This is a genomic window from Segatella copri (genome assembly GCF_949820605.1).
In the GTDB taxonomy this organism is placed as follows: Bacteria; Bacteroidota; Bacteroidia; order Bacteroidales; family Bacteroidaceae; genus Prevotella.
In genome coordinates this window covers 2,271,859-2,287,197 of sequence record NZ_CATKVU010000006.1, presented here as the reverse complement: position 1 = coordinate 2,287,197, position 15,339 = coordinate 2,271,859, and the positions used below count along the sequence as shown (strand labels likewise).

Below are 15,339 nucleotides of genomic sequence, written 5' to 3'. Positions count from 1 at the left end.
CTTGAACCGTTCCTGATAGGGAGCATAAATGAAATTACAGAATAATGGAATCTATTATAAAGCATTATCAGGTAGCCCATGTCGGGTTCAGCCTTTCTTATCCTGATTCCTCTCAGGAGATGATGGCTGTTTTACTGGAGCCTTATCAGGCGTTTGAATGCGATGAACAGGTCGCATCTGCTGCCCTGACCTCCTTCTCTCTTACCTTGAACGAAAGCGGGGAAGAACTGAGGAAACCTGCCGGTTTCAAGGAGGAATGCAGACAGGATGAGGAGGGACAGCTCATTATCAGCGGTAGTCTGGGAGAGAAGCAGAAGGCGTTCCTGATGGCAATGACTGATATGAAATCGATACTGGTTACAGGTCATGATTATCAGCATTCCAGTCTTCTGGTTCCTGCTGGTACCTTCAGCCAGAAGTCGGCTTTCGGGTCCCTCAAGGCAACCGTTGACACCTCGCTGATGCTGCTTTATGCCATGCGTTCGGCTGCCGGAAATACACTCCTGTTTCATTCTTCTACCATAGTAAAGGATGGAAAGGCTTATCTCTTCCTGGGCAAGAGCGGAACGGGCAAGAGTACGCATTCCGGACTGTGGCTCAAACATATCGATGGCACCCGATTGCTGAATGATGACAACCCGGTGGTATATATATCGCACGAAGGAACGCCCATGGTGAGTGGCTCGCCTTGGAGCGGAAAGACACCTTGCTATAAGAACGAGGAATATCCGATAGGGGCAATTGTCCAATTGCGCCAGGCACCAGAGAATAAAATCAGAAAACAGACCGTCATAGAGTCTTATGTGTCTATCAAGACTTCTGTCTCCGGCAAGGCATGGGAGAAGAAAATTGCAGATGGCCAGCATCAAACGATAGAGAAGCTGATCGGGGCTACCCGGCTTTATCAGCTCGACTGTCTGCCTGATGCCGGTGCAGCCCTCCTTTGCAGTCAGACCATCAGTCTGTAAAACCAACCGTCGGGTAAAAACCAATCGTACAATAGAAAGATGAATACATCCGATTCAAAATATAAGGCAATAGCCGCGCTCGAGCAATTCATCCGTGAAGGTCGTCCTGTCAAGTTTCCGGTCAAAGGAACCAGCATGCTTCCCTTTATCGTAGGTGATAGAGATTGTGTAGAATTCTATCCGGTAGAAGGCGAGTTGAAGGTGGGCGATATAGTGATGGCGAGGGTAGAAGAAGGCTATCCGGTGGTGCATCGCATCATCGGAATAGAGCCTGTTGCAGGAGCAGCTTCCCCCGTATCTTTTTCAGCAGATGATTGCCGTATCGTGCTGACGGGCGATGGAAATCTCGGTTTTAAGGAGCATTGCCTGCGCAAGGATGTCATTGCGAAGGCGCATGCTGTCATCTGTCCCGACGGCAGCCGTAAGAGTCTCATCTCGCAGAAAGCGCTCAGAAGCTGGTACAGATGGCAGAGGTTGAGGCCTGTGCGTAGGGCCTTGCTTAAAATTATCAAGCTCTATATCCGTTTATCATATAAAAACTAAAAAACAAGATACAATGAAGATCAAGAAAGATTTCAAGCTCCGCGAAATTTGCGGTGAGTATGTGGTAACAGCCGAAGGTATGCAGGCTGTAGACTTTACCAAGTTGATCAGTCTCAACGAAACTGCCGCCTTTCTCTGGAAGACGGCTGAGAAACAGGGCGATTTTACGGTAGCTTCGTTGGCTCAGGCTCTGTGCGATGAGTATGATGTAGTCATGGCTCAGGCAGAAAAAGACTGCGAGGCGATTATTGCCCAGTGGCAGAAAGAGGGACTGGTATGAGGAAGTATGCACTATGGTTTTTTCGCCAGATGTCTGCTGTCCGGGGACGTTTGCTGTTGCGCATCATCGCCGGTCTTCTGCAGGTAGCATTAGGTTTGTGGCTCGTCTGGCTGTGTCGCCGGTTCATCGATGTGGTGATCTGGCGTGGCAATGTGCTGTGCGAAACCATCGTGCTTTTTTCTGTCATCGCCCTGCTGATAGCCCTTCGCCAGCTGGCATTCTATCTTTCCGGCATCACCGAGGTTATTCTCCAGAATGATATGCGTAGCCGCCTCTTCCGGTTTGTGCTGGGCAGGAAACTCTATGCCGTTAAGCATCAGGCTGAGGCTGGTTCCGGAAAGCCTGCTTCTGATATGCTTTCCGGCGACATCAGCCAGCGTTTGGAGCGCGATCTCTCATCAGCCTCTTCGGTAGTTACGGATATCCTGCCCACAATCGTAGTCACCCTGGTGCAGCTCTTCGGTGCCTTCTTCCTGATGCGTTCCATCGATTCCATTCTGGCATGGAGTCTTCTGTTGTTGACACCGGTGGTTGCAGTCTGTGCCAAGTATCTCGGCAGCCGACTCAAGAAGATGACGCTGGCGATACGCGAGGAGGAGAGCAGCATACAGATGATGATTCAGGAGACGGTAGAACATGAACTCACCATCAAAACCTTGCAGGCAGAGAGCACGGTTTCCGGTAGGGTAGGCAGCATGCAGCAGCGTTTGCATCATCTGGTCTGCCGTAGAATCCGCTTTACCTTGTTGTCCCGTCTGCTCCTGGCTTTCACCTTCAGTTACGGCTATTTCGGAGCCTTTGTCTATGGTGCCATCCAACTCAAGAACGGGTTGATAACCTTTGGTGTGATGACCGCCTTCCTGCAGTTGGTGGGTCAGATACAGAGTCCTATCATGTCGCTCTTGGGCATGATTCCCCAGTTGATTCATGCATCAGCGAGTGTAGACCGGTTGGTAGAGATTGAAAATACCGAGCAGGAGGAATCTCTGGTGCAGGCAGATGCTTCTATACCTTTGCAGCGTGCTTGCGGCATCCGTCTTCAGGATGTGAGTTATTCATATCCCGATGAGCGAAAGAAAGTTGTCGTCAGTCATTTCTCTTATGATTTCCGTCCCGCCACATCTGTGGCGATAGTAGGAGAAACCGGTTGTGGCAAGACCACCATCCTGCGTCTCTTGTCGAGTATCATCCAGCCCGATAGCGGAAGGATAGTATTGTATGATGCCCTGGGCAAAGAGACAGAAGGAACCGGCATGCGTTCGCATATCGTGTATATAGAGCAGGGTAATACGCTGATGAGCGGAACCATTCGCGATAATCTTCTTCTTGCCAATCCCGTGGCTACCGATGAGCAGCTTACCGAAGCCCTTCATGTAGCCTGTGCCGATTTCGTTTTCAGTTTGCCGGCAGGTATGGATACGAAGATAGGAGAGCATGCCACCCGTTTGAGTGGCGGTCAGGCACAGCGCATTGCCATAGCCCGCAGTCTTTTGCGCGAAGGTAACATTCTGTTGCTTGATGAAATCAGCTCATCGCTGGATGCCGAAACCGAGAAGCTTCTTTTCGACCGCCTCTTTACTTCGTATGCCGATAAGACTATTATCTGTGTTACGCATAGGAAGGAGGTGGCAGACAGATGCCAGGAGCAGATACGGCTGTGATGATGTGTTTTTATGGATTTAGCCACCTGCCTTTATCGTTTATATTCTTTTAAAGAAGCCTTCGTATTCATCGTCCAAGATTTTCCAAACGCCATTTTTGCGACCTCCTTCTCTTACAATTAGGTTTTGGTCGGAAAGCTGTTTGAGGTATCGTTGAACTTGTCGTAAAGAAATCCCCATGTTTTCCGACATTTGGGCAGCACTGATTTGAGGCATCTGAGAAATCAACTTATAGATTTGTCGTTGAGTTTTTGCAAATTCTTTTGTGACATTTGCTTTTCCTTTTACGACATCATCCGTCTTTTTTACGACATCTTTTACGACATCATTTACCTCATTTATGACATGAAGGTTGTCTTTTACGACATCCACCCCATAATTGAGGTTCCATAGAGTAACATGAAATTCTGTCGCATTTGAACTGAATTCTGGTGCGTGATAATTTTGCAAGTTCTCAAAACGCTTATACTCACCAATAATCTTCTTCATTCCACTGCCTCTACGCTCCATGAGTTTCAAGCGATGGAAGAAGTCTGCAAGTAAAGGGTTGCGACGTTTCGACGGCACTGTCAGAGGATTAAGTTGTTGTATCAATCGTCCATCAAACATGCCACCAGGGGAATACACTTCCATGCGGTCATCATACATATCTATATGAATTTCACTGCCAAGCTCCATGTAGTCACGATGAATGATGGCATTACATATCACTTCAGTTACGGCACGCTCTGGATAATCTGGCAGTTCTTCTCGATATTCAGCTTCTTTCCACCATCTTTTGTGAGAGTTGTTTCTCACAAAAGCAACAGCATCTTGCAATTGACTGATGACACTACCCCCAAGCTCAGCATCGTCCAAAGCCTCGCCCAAACCACTTGTCATGTCAAGTCCATTCCAACGTGTGCAGAAGATACGAGAATGACGTATTGGAGAATCATCTGCCAATAATGCACCGGCATTGGTTAGTTTCCCGTCATTGTCAACTATTCCCCATGAAACGAAATCACAATCATCAAACGATTGGTTCAATCGCTTAAAATGAACAGATTTGAGCTTAGAGAAAGACATATCCTCAAACTTGTATGGTGATGGGATAGCATCAAACGAACGACCTGCACCTCTCATAACAAGGCTTTTCAATTGAAGCCTGTCGGCTACCACAGATTCATTGCCAACCCTTACAAATGCCAATCGTTGCTTGTCACCTATATAATAATATGGTGTCTCTTGTCCTTTATAGACATGAAGTAGCACAAGCTTCTTGCCATCCACTTCCTTAAATTCAAGGTTGACTGCAGGTATAGGGTCAAGTTTGGTTTTTATCTCCTCACTTATTCTCTCTGCGTCACCTTCAGCATCAGCAAGTCCTACCACATGGTCATCGTCACTAATGCCAAACACCAATGTTCCGCCTTCGCCATTGGCAAAGGCAGAAACACTTTTTAGCCAACTCTTAGGTCGCTTGACTTCGAGTTGCTGTTTCTTATCGTAGGCTGTTGCTTCGCCTATTAACTTGTTTATGTTTGACATATTCCATTTATTTACTACAAAATAACGCGGCAATCTATATTTGCCATTTCGTGGAGCACATTAACCGTGCCCCCTAATAATATTTTCATTGCAGGAGTACATGTAGATTTACTCATGCCAGGTTGGACTATAACTACATGGAAGCGCAATTCTTTTCTATTTGATGCTTCTTCTCTCAGTTTTAGAACATCCTCAAGGGAACCTTTTAGCAAGCTACTACTCTTTCCTCTATCCAATTTCTTTTCATTTCTGCGTAGTATCTGATTGAAAAGTTTGTATCCACCTACATATTTCCATCGAACAGATTTTTGTGCTTGTCCACACACTTGATATAGATTTTCTATACTCTTCGACACTCTACCTTCTCTTGCGAACTTAAGATGAAATAGAGTGATATCGATGATGTTACTACTATTATTTATTCCAACCAAATCTGCAATTTCGCCACTTCCATCATCGTCAATGAGATAATCATAATCTGCTATAATTTTCTGTACCATATAATATTGTATAGAATCTGTCTCATAAGGTGCGGAATGTTGTGATTCCTTTGATAAATCAACATTCTCCCAGTCTAATGTAGATATTAACTCTTCTGGGATTTCATCTGCTTTATTCTTTGGTTTGCAGTAATTTATTCCATATGAAATACTGTCATCTGCATAGAATATCGTCATGGGGCTATCTTTCAAAAAGTCTTCCAATGAAATATTCATATTACCATTAATAAAAGCAATCGCTTCACCATCGACTTTAGTATATTTAGCATTGCTGTTTTCAATAGTCATTCTATACTTGCTGTAATGGTCTTCGTGCCTAAAGCTAAAGACTATGTCTCTTCCGACACTTGTGTCTTCATCTATTGTTAATTCAATTTCGTTAAAGGATAGAAGCTTATCTGCGAATTGAACCAATAGAGTATAATGTTCATACACTTCAGGATTCCAATCCATACTAATTGGATGACTATTTTGTTTAAATGCTGACATTTGCTCAAAACGAAGTGTATTCTGTAATACAATATTCGTATCTATACTTTCGTCAGAAATAATCTTGCCAATTTCCTTACACCACTCTTGGAAGTGTTGCAAATCCGCTCTTTCTCTTGACCAAACCTTCCCCTTACAAGAGCAACCTATACTAGTAAGATTTCCGTTCTTGTAACCAACGCCAAACAAATTGTTTTTTTGTAACCTTCCCTGTGTCAACTGATCTAAACCATCTTGCACACTGCCTCCATAGTAGGACTGAAATGAAATGTCCTTTCCTCTTGGCAGTCTTGCGCCAACATTGAACAAACGAAGTCTTAAGACATTAGCAAACACACGGAACATCTTGTCATTTTCGCATTTTATGGGATTAGAGAACAGATGTTTCAAAAAACTTTCTCCTTTAATTTTAATAGAAGAATTTAAATAAACTCTTTTGTACTGGCTATCAAAATATACTATTATAATATCCCAGTTAATATTTTTGACTGTTTGTGTATCTCCCCATAAGACTTTTGATTTTTTCCCTAAAACAATAACTATAGTGTCATTTGACTGAGAATGAAGAATATAATCATATTGGTTTGATTTATTCAATGCCTTTTTCCAATTACTAAAAGTCGTTGTCGTGGAATCTGTGGTATATATTTCGGCGCTCAATGCTGGATGTATATCCTCCATTGATATTTCATCTTTTAAATCACCATTAAATCCACTTAAGAATGAGGACAAAGACTGTTGCTCTGTTGCTGCTTCTTCGTTAATACGAGGCAATAACAGATTCCAATCTGCATCCATCTGATACAGTGCATTAATTTCCTCTTGTATTGGAGGGTATGCTATATTTGTTATAAAACTAGCTGCTCCTAACCGAATATCATTTGTTCTCGTAAATCGACCTATAAATTGTAATGTAACTGCCAAACTTTGTTTCTCATCATGTATTGCAGCAATTTTCAACTGAGGCAGATCATAACCTTCGCCTAACATATTGACACAGACAATAATTCTATGTTTCTTTTCCTTTATCTCATTTAATATGATGGAGCTGTTTGGCATATCGCTATATACGACAACAGGAGAGTATTCTTTGTATTCTTGATAGACTTTATATACTTCTTCTGCTCGCTTTTTACTTTTACATCGAGCCATAATAATATGGTCATATCCATTCTCCAAATCAGATTTCAAAATAGCCACTGCTTTTCCTGCAATTGCCTTGTCAGCCTCCTCTATTGAATATTTGGCTATTTGGCAATTCTTTATCCCTTGCTCCTGTGCTTTCTTTAATGAAAAATTAAAGACAACCTTACCAGCTAATTTTTGTCCATCATTTCTAAATGGTGTAGCCGTGAACATTATAACATTTTTAGGTGGGAAGATATTTATGAAAGCCTCCCATGTTTGAGCTTTTGAATGATGTGCTTCATCAACAAACAAATACGAAATTTGCTCTCTAAGGTATGACCGGATATTGGGAGAAATTCTCTCCGCAGTTGCCATAGTCGTTATAATGACGTTTGACTTATCAATTGTATTTTTCCAGGCAGAATCATCCAATGATTTTTTTATCATTGAAACGATAGGCTTATTTATATCTTGTGGTACAATTCCCAATTTTGGCAATAGTCCCAAATCCTTGAATTTTTTGGCAATTTGGCTTCGAAGTGCATCAGATGGAACAACAACAAAAACTTTTTTGCACATATTTGCAATGAGAAAGGCAAGCATAGTTTCTGTTTTACCTGTTCCTGTAGGCATTACAACTATAGCACGTTCTTCTCCGTCTTCAACATGAGCTAACATGGAATGTAAAGCTCCAATCTGAGGTGAGCGTAGCCCCATGATTGTACCATTTTCTTTTTTAAAGCAAAACAATCCCTTCCAAGATTCTGCTATTTCATTTGGTGTGAGTTTAGATGTGTCCATATGTTTTCTTGTTTTTACTATTTATCAATCACCACACATTCATCCAACCTATCAAAAGTCGTATCAATAAACGTGTAACTTATCCATTTACTTGCATCAACAGAATGAAAATCTGCATATTGCTTGCGCACATATCTCAGTTCGAAAGCCAAGCGCAGAGCCTTGCTTTCTGCATCATCGCTATCCGTTTGCTTTGCCTCTTTGCTCGAAATAGTTCGTACTTTGACTATCTCGTACACATCACGCATTCCATGTCCTTTGATGTAAGGCATAAAGAAGTGGAGGTCTTGCAGGGCGATAGTTGTAGGAAACTGTTTGCCTGTATAATACAAAGTGGCAGTTCCGTCCATGAACTTCTGATATTGCGTATTGTCTTCTTTCACCAATCCTATAAGCACACGATTGCCAACTTCCACGTATGCGCCTTTCTGAGGAATAACATGGGCTATTGTCTCATATGACTTGGTGTGAATCAGTTCTTCAACGAACTGTTCCAACAGCTTTCTGTTTTCCGTGTCTTTCGGACGAAGTGGAAATGCTCCTATATTCACCTCTTTTATCGTCTTGTAGAACTTTGACACAGCCACATCATTTGGCTCTCCGTCACCAGGGAAGAGAATATATCCGCCTATTACCTCCTTCTTCAAGGCATTGGCATCATTGTCACGATAATAGATAGCATCACGGTAGCGGTGCATCTGGTTGATGGCATCCTCTGGAGGCACATCCACACCTTGCTCCCTGCCGTCAATGCGGTATTTGGCATCAAAGAGATAAGTCATCTTCATACCTTGCTGCAAGTCGTTCTTGGTGAGTTGCAGCACGATGTCCGGTTTTTGCGGTACAGTGGGCACAACCACATCTTTCAGTCCTACGCTGACGTTCTCAGCCTCAGTGTTCTTAGGGTTGTACACAAGTTCCACCAGTTCCACACCATCCTTGCGGAATAGAATACGTGAGTGCTCACCTTTGCCGAGTTCCCATGAGAACACACCGTTCATCTCCATACGGTTGCGGTGTTCCACATCCGCATCATCTAGGCATAGCTGCTCCTTGACGATATGACTCACCTCAATGAAGCACCATATTTCGTAGAGTGTAGCTATGTCTTTTGTCTGCAAGCGATACAATCCGTCATTGAGCGAATAGGCACGCCGCAGCAGATTCCATGTGCGGTACACTTGGCTATAGCCTGTTGCCTTTTGCAGTACCATGCTCTCTTGGTTCAATCCCTTGAATCTACCTACAGTGCGAAAGAAAGGATGCCGTTGCAGGCGTTTTAGAATGTTTGAGGTGCCGAGCATAGCAGCCTTCATGGTGTCTGATGCCGTTTTTATGTTTTCTATACGTTGGCGCAGTTCTTCATACCGCTTGCTTATTTGATGCAAGGCGAATTTCAAAAAACGGTTTTCCTGCGTGTCGTTCGACTGTATTTGCTGTTCTATTCGGTATAGGTGGGCTGTTTCCTTTCGATGTTCGGCAAGGCGGTTTTCTATATCGTAGGGTGTCTGCTTCAGTTTGTCAGCTCTTACATACGCTTCTTCGCCATGCAAGCGGTGGCGAGGACGAACGATGATGTTTTTGCAAGCCTTTATGAACTTCTGTTGTTCGCCTTCAAACACACTCCACCATATTATGTCGGGGTGTTCGCCATTGGTGTCGGGAGCAAAACCATGAAAGGTGCGGCGCATATAGTCGAGCGATAGCATGCGATATTCACGCTCAATGTCCTCCACGATGGCACGCCAATGCTCATGGTAGTCGAGCTTAGTGCTGAGCACCTCGAAGCCGAAACGGAATGTCTTAGTCTCCTTGTCGGTGTTGTAGATGAGCTGTATCTCGCTCCGTCCTATCTCATTCTTGTAGTTGATGAAACCAGCCAAGATATGTCGGCGGAAAGAGAAGTGGTCGTTGTCGTTTTGCAGTATGGAACAGAATTGGGCATTCTTTACATGGCTTCCGAATTCTATCCAAATAGGATAGTCGGCATTGTCGAAGAATACGGCAGGAGCTTGTACTCCTTGTTCTATGCTGATGTCTGTGTCATTTTCTGCAGTCCGCTTTACGGACACGACACCTTCCGACCACGAGTAAGTGGAAAGCAGATTGGCTTCTCCCACATTACTCTTGGCCTTGCTCCAAATCCTGTCGAACTTGGTACATTCTACAATCATTGTAAAATCTATGTGCTCAATCGTCAATAGCTCCATATTATTCTATAATCTTTTTAACTCCAGAAACTTGTATATCCCGATGCAAGTTTTGCCTTCATCTCCTTCAACTTCGCCAAGGAAATAGAGGTTATGGTCTGTTCTTCGCCCGATACCGCCTTTAGTCCATCTTCTATGGTCTTGCGTAGTCGGTCGATAAACTCATCGCTCACCTTGGTATCATCACCCTCAATGCGCGACAATACCTTCATGCTCGTTATCTCGTCCAAGGCACGGGCTACGACATATCCTGGTTCCAATTCTGTTTCGTTCTCATCCTTGTTGTAAGGAAGATTATTTACCACATACAGCAGAAACTCGTTGCGTGTTCGGTAGGCTACCTTGAATGGGGTTCCGTTCAACACAGCATTTACAGCATCAAGATAAGTCAGTACCTTCTCGCAGACATCCTTGTTGCCGGCATATACATCTACTCCTTCCACGGCATTGCCAATCAATTCTGCCTTGCCCAACTTGCCTATTTGTTCGTTACGCTCAGTCAGTCCTCCATGCAGGTCAACATCGTTCATTTCGATGGTCATGGCACGGTCGAGGACCTTGCGTGAGAATGAGAATGTCGTTTCGTCCATATTGACTGTGCCGACAACGATAAGATTCTGCGGAATACTGATTCCACTTTCGTTGAACTGCTTTCTCACATCCTCATCAGTCGTCAGCGAAGCCGTCAGGTTGAAATACCATTCCTCGTCAACCTTTTCAAGTATAGGGTCGGTCGTCACTGTGCCGTCTTCGTGGCTCTTGCGCGACTCCACCACACTGAGGTATTCTGCGAAATACTGCTCAACAGGGGCTAGGTTCATTTCATCCAAGCAAAGGAAATATGGTGTGTCCTCATCTTCCCATGCCTTAGCAACAAAGCGGAGAAAATCACCTGCTACATACTCCGCCTTGCCACTCACTCGACTTACGTAACCTATCAAGTCGCTTGAGTCGTGCCAATTCGGTTTCACCTGCACCATTTGGAAGTTCTTCGGCTTCTGTGCATTGTACTCTTCCGAGCCTTCTTCCCAACACGCTCTAGCCAACTCTCTTACGATACGGCTCTTGCCTGTACCCGAGATGCCAGCAAGCAGAAGAAAGGGCTTCGACTTGATGGCTGTGATGTAGGGGCGGTAAGGATTGGTTATATTCGCTCCTAAATTTTTTTCTTCTATATGAATATTTTCTTCTGTTGTCGAATTAAGATACGGTCTTGAGTCAAATATGTCAACAAAATTTTCGAAAATCTCTTTATGTGGTGCCTCAGGAGTTCCAATGTAGATAAATGAAGCTTCGTTGATATCTGCCTTATAATTTGAACGGGAACATTTCAAAAATTTCCTACCGTTTATTTTTTCATTTGCATAGTCATAGATACTTCTTAAATCTCTTCTAGAACCTTCTTTATCAAGGTTGGTTTCAATTGAGATTATATATTCCTTAGGATTGAAATTATTCAAACCTTTAGCCATTTTGTCATCTTTGGTAAATATAGAAAACAAATAATATCGCAACTGATGTTGTTTTGCGAAATAAAATGGCTTCTTGTATTCATCTAAAAAGACCCTAAGTTGAGGCTTAGGACGATCTGTGCCAGTAATACTGATATTCGTATAAGAAATCAGTATTACCTCTTCGTCATGTATTTTATACAATTCACTCCAATCTGTTCTGAAATCAATTTTATCATTGAATTCAGAATATGCAATTTTTTTCCAATTAGGAAAGTTTTGCTTTATGTATTCCTTGATACGAGTTATAGAGTCCATCTTTACTTCAATTTATAATTTGTAATAATTAAATGAGTACTTTCTGCTTTGAAACGATTTCGTATATTTACAGCATATTTCTTAGAATACTCAGCCTTTATATATGGTTTGTATAAATGTTCCGTGAGTTCCGTCTTCCCAATGATCATTAATGATTTTGCTGATAAATTACGAAAATCTTGTGCCAACTTAATTTGACTATCTTCCAAGAAATCAGTTTCATTAACATTTCCATAATCTGTAAACACACAATCATATGGTGGATCCAAAAAGACAAAATCCTCTGTAGAACATGTATCAAATATCTTGGAATAATCTCCCTTCGTAATCTTAGTTCTTTTCAGTAGAGCATGATGCTCTTCTGAAACAAAAGCTGCATTGAAATTTTTATATCTTCCAAATGGTACGTTGAATTCTCCTTTTGAGTTAAATCTCAGCATACCAGAATACGAAGTCTTGTTTATAAAATAGTATAAAGTGGCATCTAGATACTTTTTTTCTATCTTTCCATTAAACATGTCTCTAAGTGAATAATATAAGTATTCATTCTTATTTTCAACAAAATCTTGCTGCCCCCCTTTTTTTAGCTCTTCATACTCTTTTTGATTAAATTGATATATTTTTTCCAATCTTATTAACTCTTTTTTTAATTCGTCATAATTATTTTGAACTGTCCAATAAAAATCTATAAGTTTAGAATTTATGTCATTTATTAAGGCACATTGTGGCTCTAAATAGAAAAATAGAGCAGCCCCTCCTGCAAAAGGTTCTACATATCTCTTATAATTGCAAGGAATAAAGTGTAAGAAATTCTTTATTTCCTTGCTTTTCCCACCACGGTATTTTATGATTGGTTTCATACTTACAATCTTTAATTGAACTTTGTTATAATATTTTTGATGTTTTTTATTCTATGTTTGTTCTAAGAAGTTCTGTAATTTCTACATTAAGAAGTTTAGCAGTCTTCATTAAACTTTCTAAGTCTGGCTGACTTGAATTCGTACACCATTTCGATATGGTGGTTTTATCTTTTCCCAATTGTTCTGCCAACCATTTGTTAGTCCGTTGCTTGTCTGCAAGGACAACTTTTATCCGATTCAAATTCTTACTTGCCATATTCTATGAATTTCTTTTCTTGCAAAAGTACAAATAAAACACTAATATAAAGAATTTTCCTTCTTTTTTTATATATTATTTACAATAAAATGAATAAACTTCACTTTAAATTGGAGTTAAAATCAACAAAAAGCTTCTTTTCGACCGCCTCTTTACTTCGTATGCCGATAAGACTATTATCTGTGTTACGCATAGGAAGGAGGTGGCAGACAGATGCCAGGAGCAGATACGGCTGTGATGGTCCAGGATATGCGAGATGGTAAACATGTCGGTCTGCATGTTCAGCAGGAGGGTAGCGCAGGTATGTCTTTTCAGTTTAAAATCACGCCCATCGATACTATGGATTTCCACCAATCTAGTTTTCTGTTACTCATGTGTCTTCTTCTTTCTTGCAGCTATCATGATATAGACGAGCAATGCCACGAATGCCATGAGGATGCAGATCATCTGGGTGATATACTTCTCTGGCTCAATCCAAATCTCCTTGAAAAAGTCCAAGCGACCAAGCACTTCCACAGGTACCCAGAACACGACAACCGTTGCGATAGCCATACGGATGTTGGCTCCCCATGTGCTCAAACGCAACTGCTTTCGGAAGATGAAGAAACTACCTATCAGACAAGCTGCGGCAACAACCGAAGTTACAGGATGATGGTCGCCGAGGAAATTCTTGTCGTAGCAGAACATCAACAGGAGATAGCTTGTCCAGAGAATCATGTTCAGTTCCATGAAGGTGACGATACTTGTATGATGCGTCATCGGACGGGCGGCAATCTTATTCTTGCTGGAACGGAAAAGAACACGCTGCCACCAGTTGATGAAGTTACATCCGTTTTTGGTTGAGAAGATGTAGAGCACCATCACCATCATCCACATGCCGAAGGTGGCTGGGAGGATGAGGTATTCAGGGCGAGTCACAACTTCGCCATTCTCCATCTCCGGCTGTGTACCCCAGCGGGTAGCATAGTACTGGAACAGAAATTCTATCCAACCCGTCCAGAAGAGCAGTCCTCCGAAAAGTCCCCAAAGAGTCTGTTTGGTGTCTCCCTTTACGAAGACACCGATTACTACCATGATAAGACCTGCCAACCCCATGAAGAAGGCTGAGTAATGCACAGCTTCAGGAGTCATCGTCTTATCCATTATCATCATCAGCGCATGTCCCAACGGCATGGTAAAGAGTACCACGAGGAACGAAGCGATGGATTTCCACCAATTCAATTGTTTCATATTTTTCAATTTTTAATGTTGAATGTTGAGTGTTGAATGTTGAATATACTGAGTATATGAGGGCGTATGCCTAACTCAACATTCAACACTCAACATTTATTTTAATTCATCTAAGTAATAACTGATTCTTCCTCCTTCATCACCTATCTGCACATTGGCATCATACCAGGAGATGATCTGGAGCTTGTAATATCTCTCGCCATCCCACGAACGGATAACGTAGGTATGGAAAGAAGGAGTATATACTGGAGGTGGCCCCGAGAAACTCATTGCCTTTTCGAGCACCGGATTGCCGCTTACCAACTGCTTGGCTGGTCCGTTGTTCGGGTCGAACCAAGGGTTCTTGTTCATATCCAGTTTGTTGGCGATGCAATACTTGTTCCAGTCTTCCCGCGACATGGTGACATAGACACTTGCTGAATCATCCACGGCGAAAGTCATGTTGTGTTCAGCCAGATAAGCATCCACCTGCGCCTTGCTCGTCCACTTGTCATATTCGCCATAGCCCAGGTCGGCAGCTCCACCCTTGCCTATGCCGCTTGTTCCACTGTTGGTTCGCAGCTGGTAACCATCAAAGGCGAGGTCCCATTCCGTGGCAGGATAAGCCATGGTCTTTGGATCATCCTCCTGGTTTTCCATCACTAAGATGCTGTTGGCTTGTCTCTTCACCGTCTTATAGGTTAACTTGCCAGTGGCTTGATTCTTGGTAAAGATGGTATCGCCGTTTGCATCACGCTCTGCATCCTCGAAGATGTTCTTCTGCACACCTTCGCTCCAATACTTTACCAATTTAGTAGTGCCGTTATAATGGAAATATTCCTCTATTGGCTTGCCATCAATAAAGGCGATGACACTCTGGTTAGGATTCAGCACATTATAGCGATGTCCCGTCTTCAGGTCAAAATAGAGCCAGTCGTTGGTAACACCCGTGCTATAACCTGTTTTTCGTGGCAAGGTATGACCTGTGAAGTCCTCAGCCTCATAAGATACGCAGCTCGAAAGAGACAGCAGACTCAGAACCGTTCCACAAAGCAGAATATTTTTTTTCTTATTTAGTATATTCATAATCATTATCATTAAGAAAAGCTATTGAATTCTTCACTCTTCGTTCTTC

At 42.5% G+C, this 15,339-nt stretch carries 12 protein-coding genes; 4 read left to right on the top strand and 8 right to left on the bottom strand.

The genetic code is table 11. From position 1 onward, the window contains the following. Positions 1–44: 44 nt before the first annotated feature. Genes RCO84_RS10690 through RCO84_RS10675 form a run of 4 tightly spaced genes read left to right on the top strand, consistent with a single transcriptional unit; the run spans position 45 to position 3,452 of the window. Positions 45–968 carry a hypothetical protein gene (locus RCO84_RS10690; RefSeq protein ID WP_317585070.1) on the top strand — a complete coding sequence of 308 codons (924 nt, stop codon included), beginning with the start codon at positions 45–47 and terminating at the stop codon, positions 966–968. A gap of 39 nt (positions 969–1,007) precedes the next feature. After that, positions 1,008–1,511: a S24/S26 family peptidase gene (locus tag RCO84_RS10685; RefSeq protein WP_317585069.1), complete on the top strand. Its 504-nt coding sequence runs from the start codon at positions 1,008–1,010 to the stop codon at positions 1,509–1,511. Positions 1,512–1,524: 13 nt separating this feature from the next. Continuing rightward, the gene (locus RCO84_RS10680) at positions 1,525–1,791 is read left to right on the top strand and encodes a PqqD family protein (protein ID WP_144154744.1); all 267 of its coding nucleotides are present in this window, start codon (positions 1,525–1,527) and stop codon (positions 1,789–1,791) included. Beyond that, entirely contained in the window at positions 1,788–3,452 is a 1,665-nt protein-coding gene (locus tag RCO84_RS10675) for an ABC transporter ATP-binding protein (protein WP_317585068.1), read from the top strand. Before RCO84_RS10680 ends, RCO84_RS10675 begins: the two co-directional genes overlap by 4 nt. Before the next feature lie 39 nt (positions 3,453–3,491). Here the strand turns inward: RCO84_RS10675 and RCO84_RS10670 are convergent, their stop codons facing one another. The 8 genes from RCO84_RS10670 to RCO84_RS10635 all read right to left on the bottom strand — a co-directional run bounded on the left by RCO84_RS10670 (position 3,492) and on the right by RCO84_RS10635 (position 15,290). Beyond that, positions 3,492–4,982: an ATP-binding protein gene (locus RCO84_RS10670; protein ID WP_317585067.1), complete on the bottom strand. Its 1,491-nt coding sequence runs from the start codon at positions 4,980–4,982 to the stop codon at positions 3,492–3,494. Between the two features lie 14 nt (positions 4,983–4,996). Then, positions 4,997–7,900, bottom strand: coding sequence for a DEAD/DEAH box helicase (locus tag RCO84_RS10665; RefSeq protein WP_317585066.1), 2,904 nt, complete (start codon positions 7,898–7,900; stop codon positions 4,997–4,999). A gap of 17 nt (positions 7,901–7,917) precedes the next feature. Beyond that, positions 7,918–10,110, bottom strand: a complete 2,193-nt coding sequence (locus RCO84_RS10660) for a DUF2357 domain-containing protein (RefSeq protein ID WP_317585064.1) — start codon at positions 10,108–10,110, stop codon at positions 7,918–7,920. Between the two features lie 17 nt (positions 10,111–10,127). After that, complete coding sequence (locus RCO84_RS10655) at positions 10,128–11,582, bottom strand: McrB family protein (RefSeq protein WP_317585062.1); 1,455 nt, start codon at positions 11,580–11,582, stop codon at positions 10,128–10,130. Between the two features lie 299 nt (positions 11,583–11,881). Continuing rightward, entirely contained in the window at positions 11,882–12,739 is an 858-nt protein-coding gene (locus tag RCO84_RS10650) for a DNA adenine methylase (protein ID WP_317585061.1), read from the bottom strand. 46 nt (positions 12,740–12,785) lie between these two features. After that, complete coding sequence (locus tag RCO84_RS10645; protein WP_287857239.1) at positions 12,786–12,995, bottom strand: helix-turn-helix transcriptional regulator; 210 nt, start codon at positions 12,993–12,995, stop codon at positions 12,786–12,788. A 366-nt stretch (positions 12,996–13,361) separates the two neighbouring features. Beyond that, the gene (locus RCO84_RS10640) at positions 13,362–14,225 is read right to left on the bottom strand and encodes a hypothetical protein (protein ID WP_317585059.1); all 864 of its coding nucleotides are present in this window, start codon (positions 14,223–14,225) and stop codon (positions 13,362–13,364) included. Between the two features lie 96 nt (positions 14,226–14,321). Further along, positions 14,322–15,290 carry an HmuY family protein gene (locus RCO84_RS10635; protein WP_317585058.1) on the bottom strand — a complete coding sequence of 323 codons (969 nt, stop codon included), beginning with the start codon at positions 15,288–15,290 and terminating at the stop codon, positions 14,322–14,324. Positions 15,291–15,339: the final 49 nt, after the last annotated feature.

What these genes read in the sequence shown, in the direction of transcription:
- RCO84_RS10690 (WP_317585070.1), top strand. Translation starts at nt 45, where the DNA reads ATGGAATCTATTATAAAGCATTATCAGGTAGCCCATGTCGGGTTCAGC.
- RCO84_RS10685 (WP_317585069.1), top strand. Translation starts at nt 1,008, where the DNA reads ATGAATACATCCGATTCAAAATATAAGGCAATAGCCGCGCTCGAGCAA.
- RCO84_RS10680 (WP_144154744.1), top strand. Translation starts at nt 1,525, where the DNA reads ATGAAGATCAAGAAAGATTTCAAGCTCCGCGAAATTTGCGGTGAGTAT.
- RCO84_RS10675 (WP_317585068.1), top strand. Translation starts at nt 1,788, where the DNA reads ATGAGGAAGTATGCACTATGGTTTTTTCGCCAGATGTCTGCTGTCCGG.
- RCO84_RS10670 (WP_317585067.1), bottom strand. Translation starts at nt 4,982, where the DNA reads ATGTCAAACATAAACAAGTTAATAGGCGAAGCAACAGCCTACGATAAG.
- RCO84_RS10665 (WP_317585066.1), bottom strand. Translation starts at nt 7,900, where the DNA reads ATGGACACATCTAAACTCACACCAAATGAAATAGCAGAATCTTGGAAG.
- RCO84_RS10660 (WP_317585064.1), bottom strand. Translation starts at nt 10,110, where the DNA reads ATGGAGCTATTGACGATTGAGCACATAGATTTTACAATGATTGTAGAA.
- RCO84_RS10655 (WP_317585062.1), bottom strand. Translation starts at nt 11,582, where the DNA reads ATGGCTAAAGGTTTGAATAATTTCAATCCTAAGGAATATATAATCTCA.
- RCO84_RS10650 (WP_317585061.1), bottom strand. Translation starts at nt 12,739, where the DNA reads ATGAAACCAATCATAAAATACCGTGGTGGGAAAAGCAAGGAAATAAAG.
- RCO84_RS10645 (WP_287857239.1), bottom strand. Translation starts at nt 12,995, where the DNA reads ATGGCAAGTAAGAATTTGAATCGGATAAAAGTTGTCCTTGCAGACAAG.
- RCO84_RS10640 (WP_317585059.1), bottom strand. Translation starts at nt 14,225, where the DNA reads ATGAAACAATTGAATTGGTGGAAATCCATCGCTTCGTTCCTCGTGGTA.
- RCO84_RS10635 (WP_317585058.1), bottom strand. Translation starts at nt 15,290, where the DNA reads ATGAATATACTAAATAAGAAAAAAAATATTCTGCTTTGTGGAACGGTT.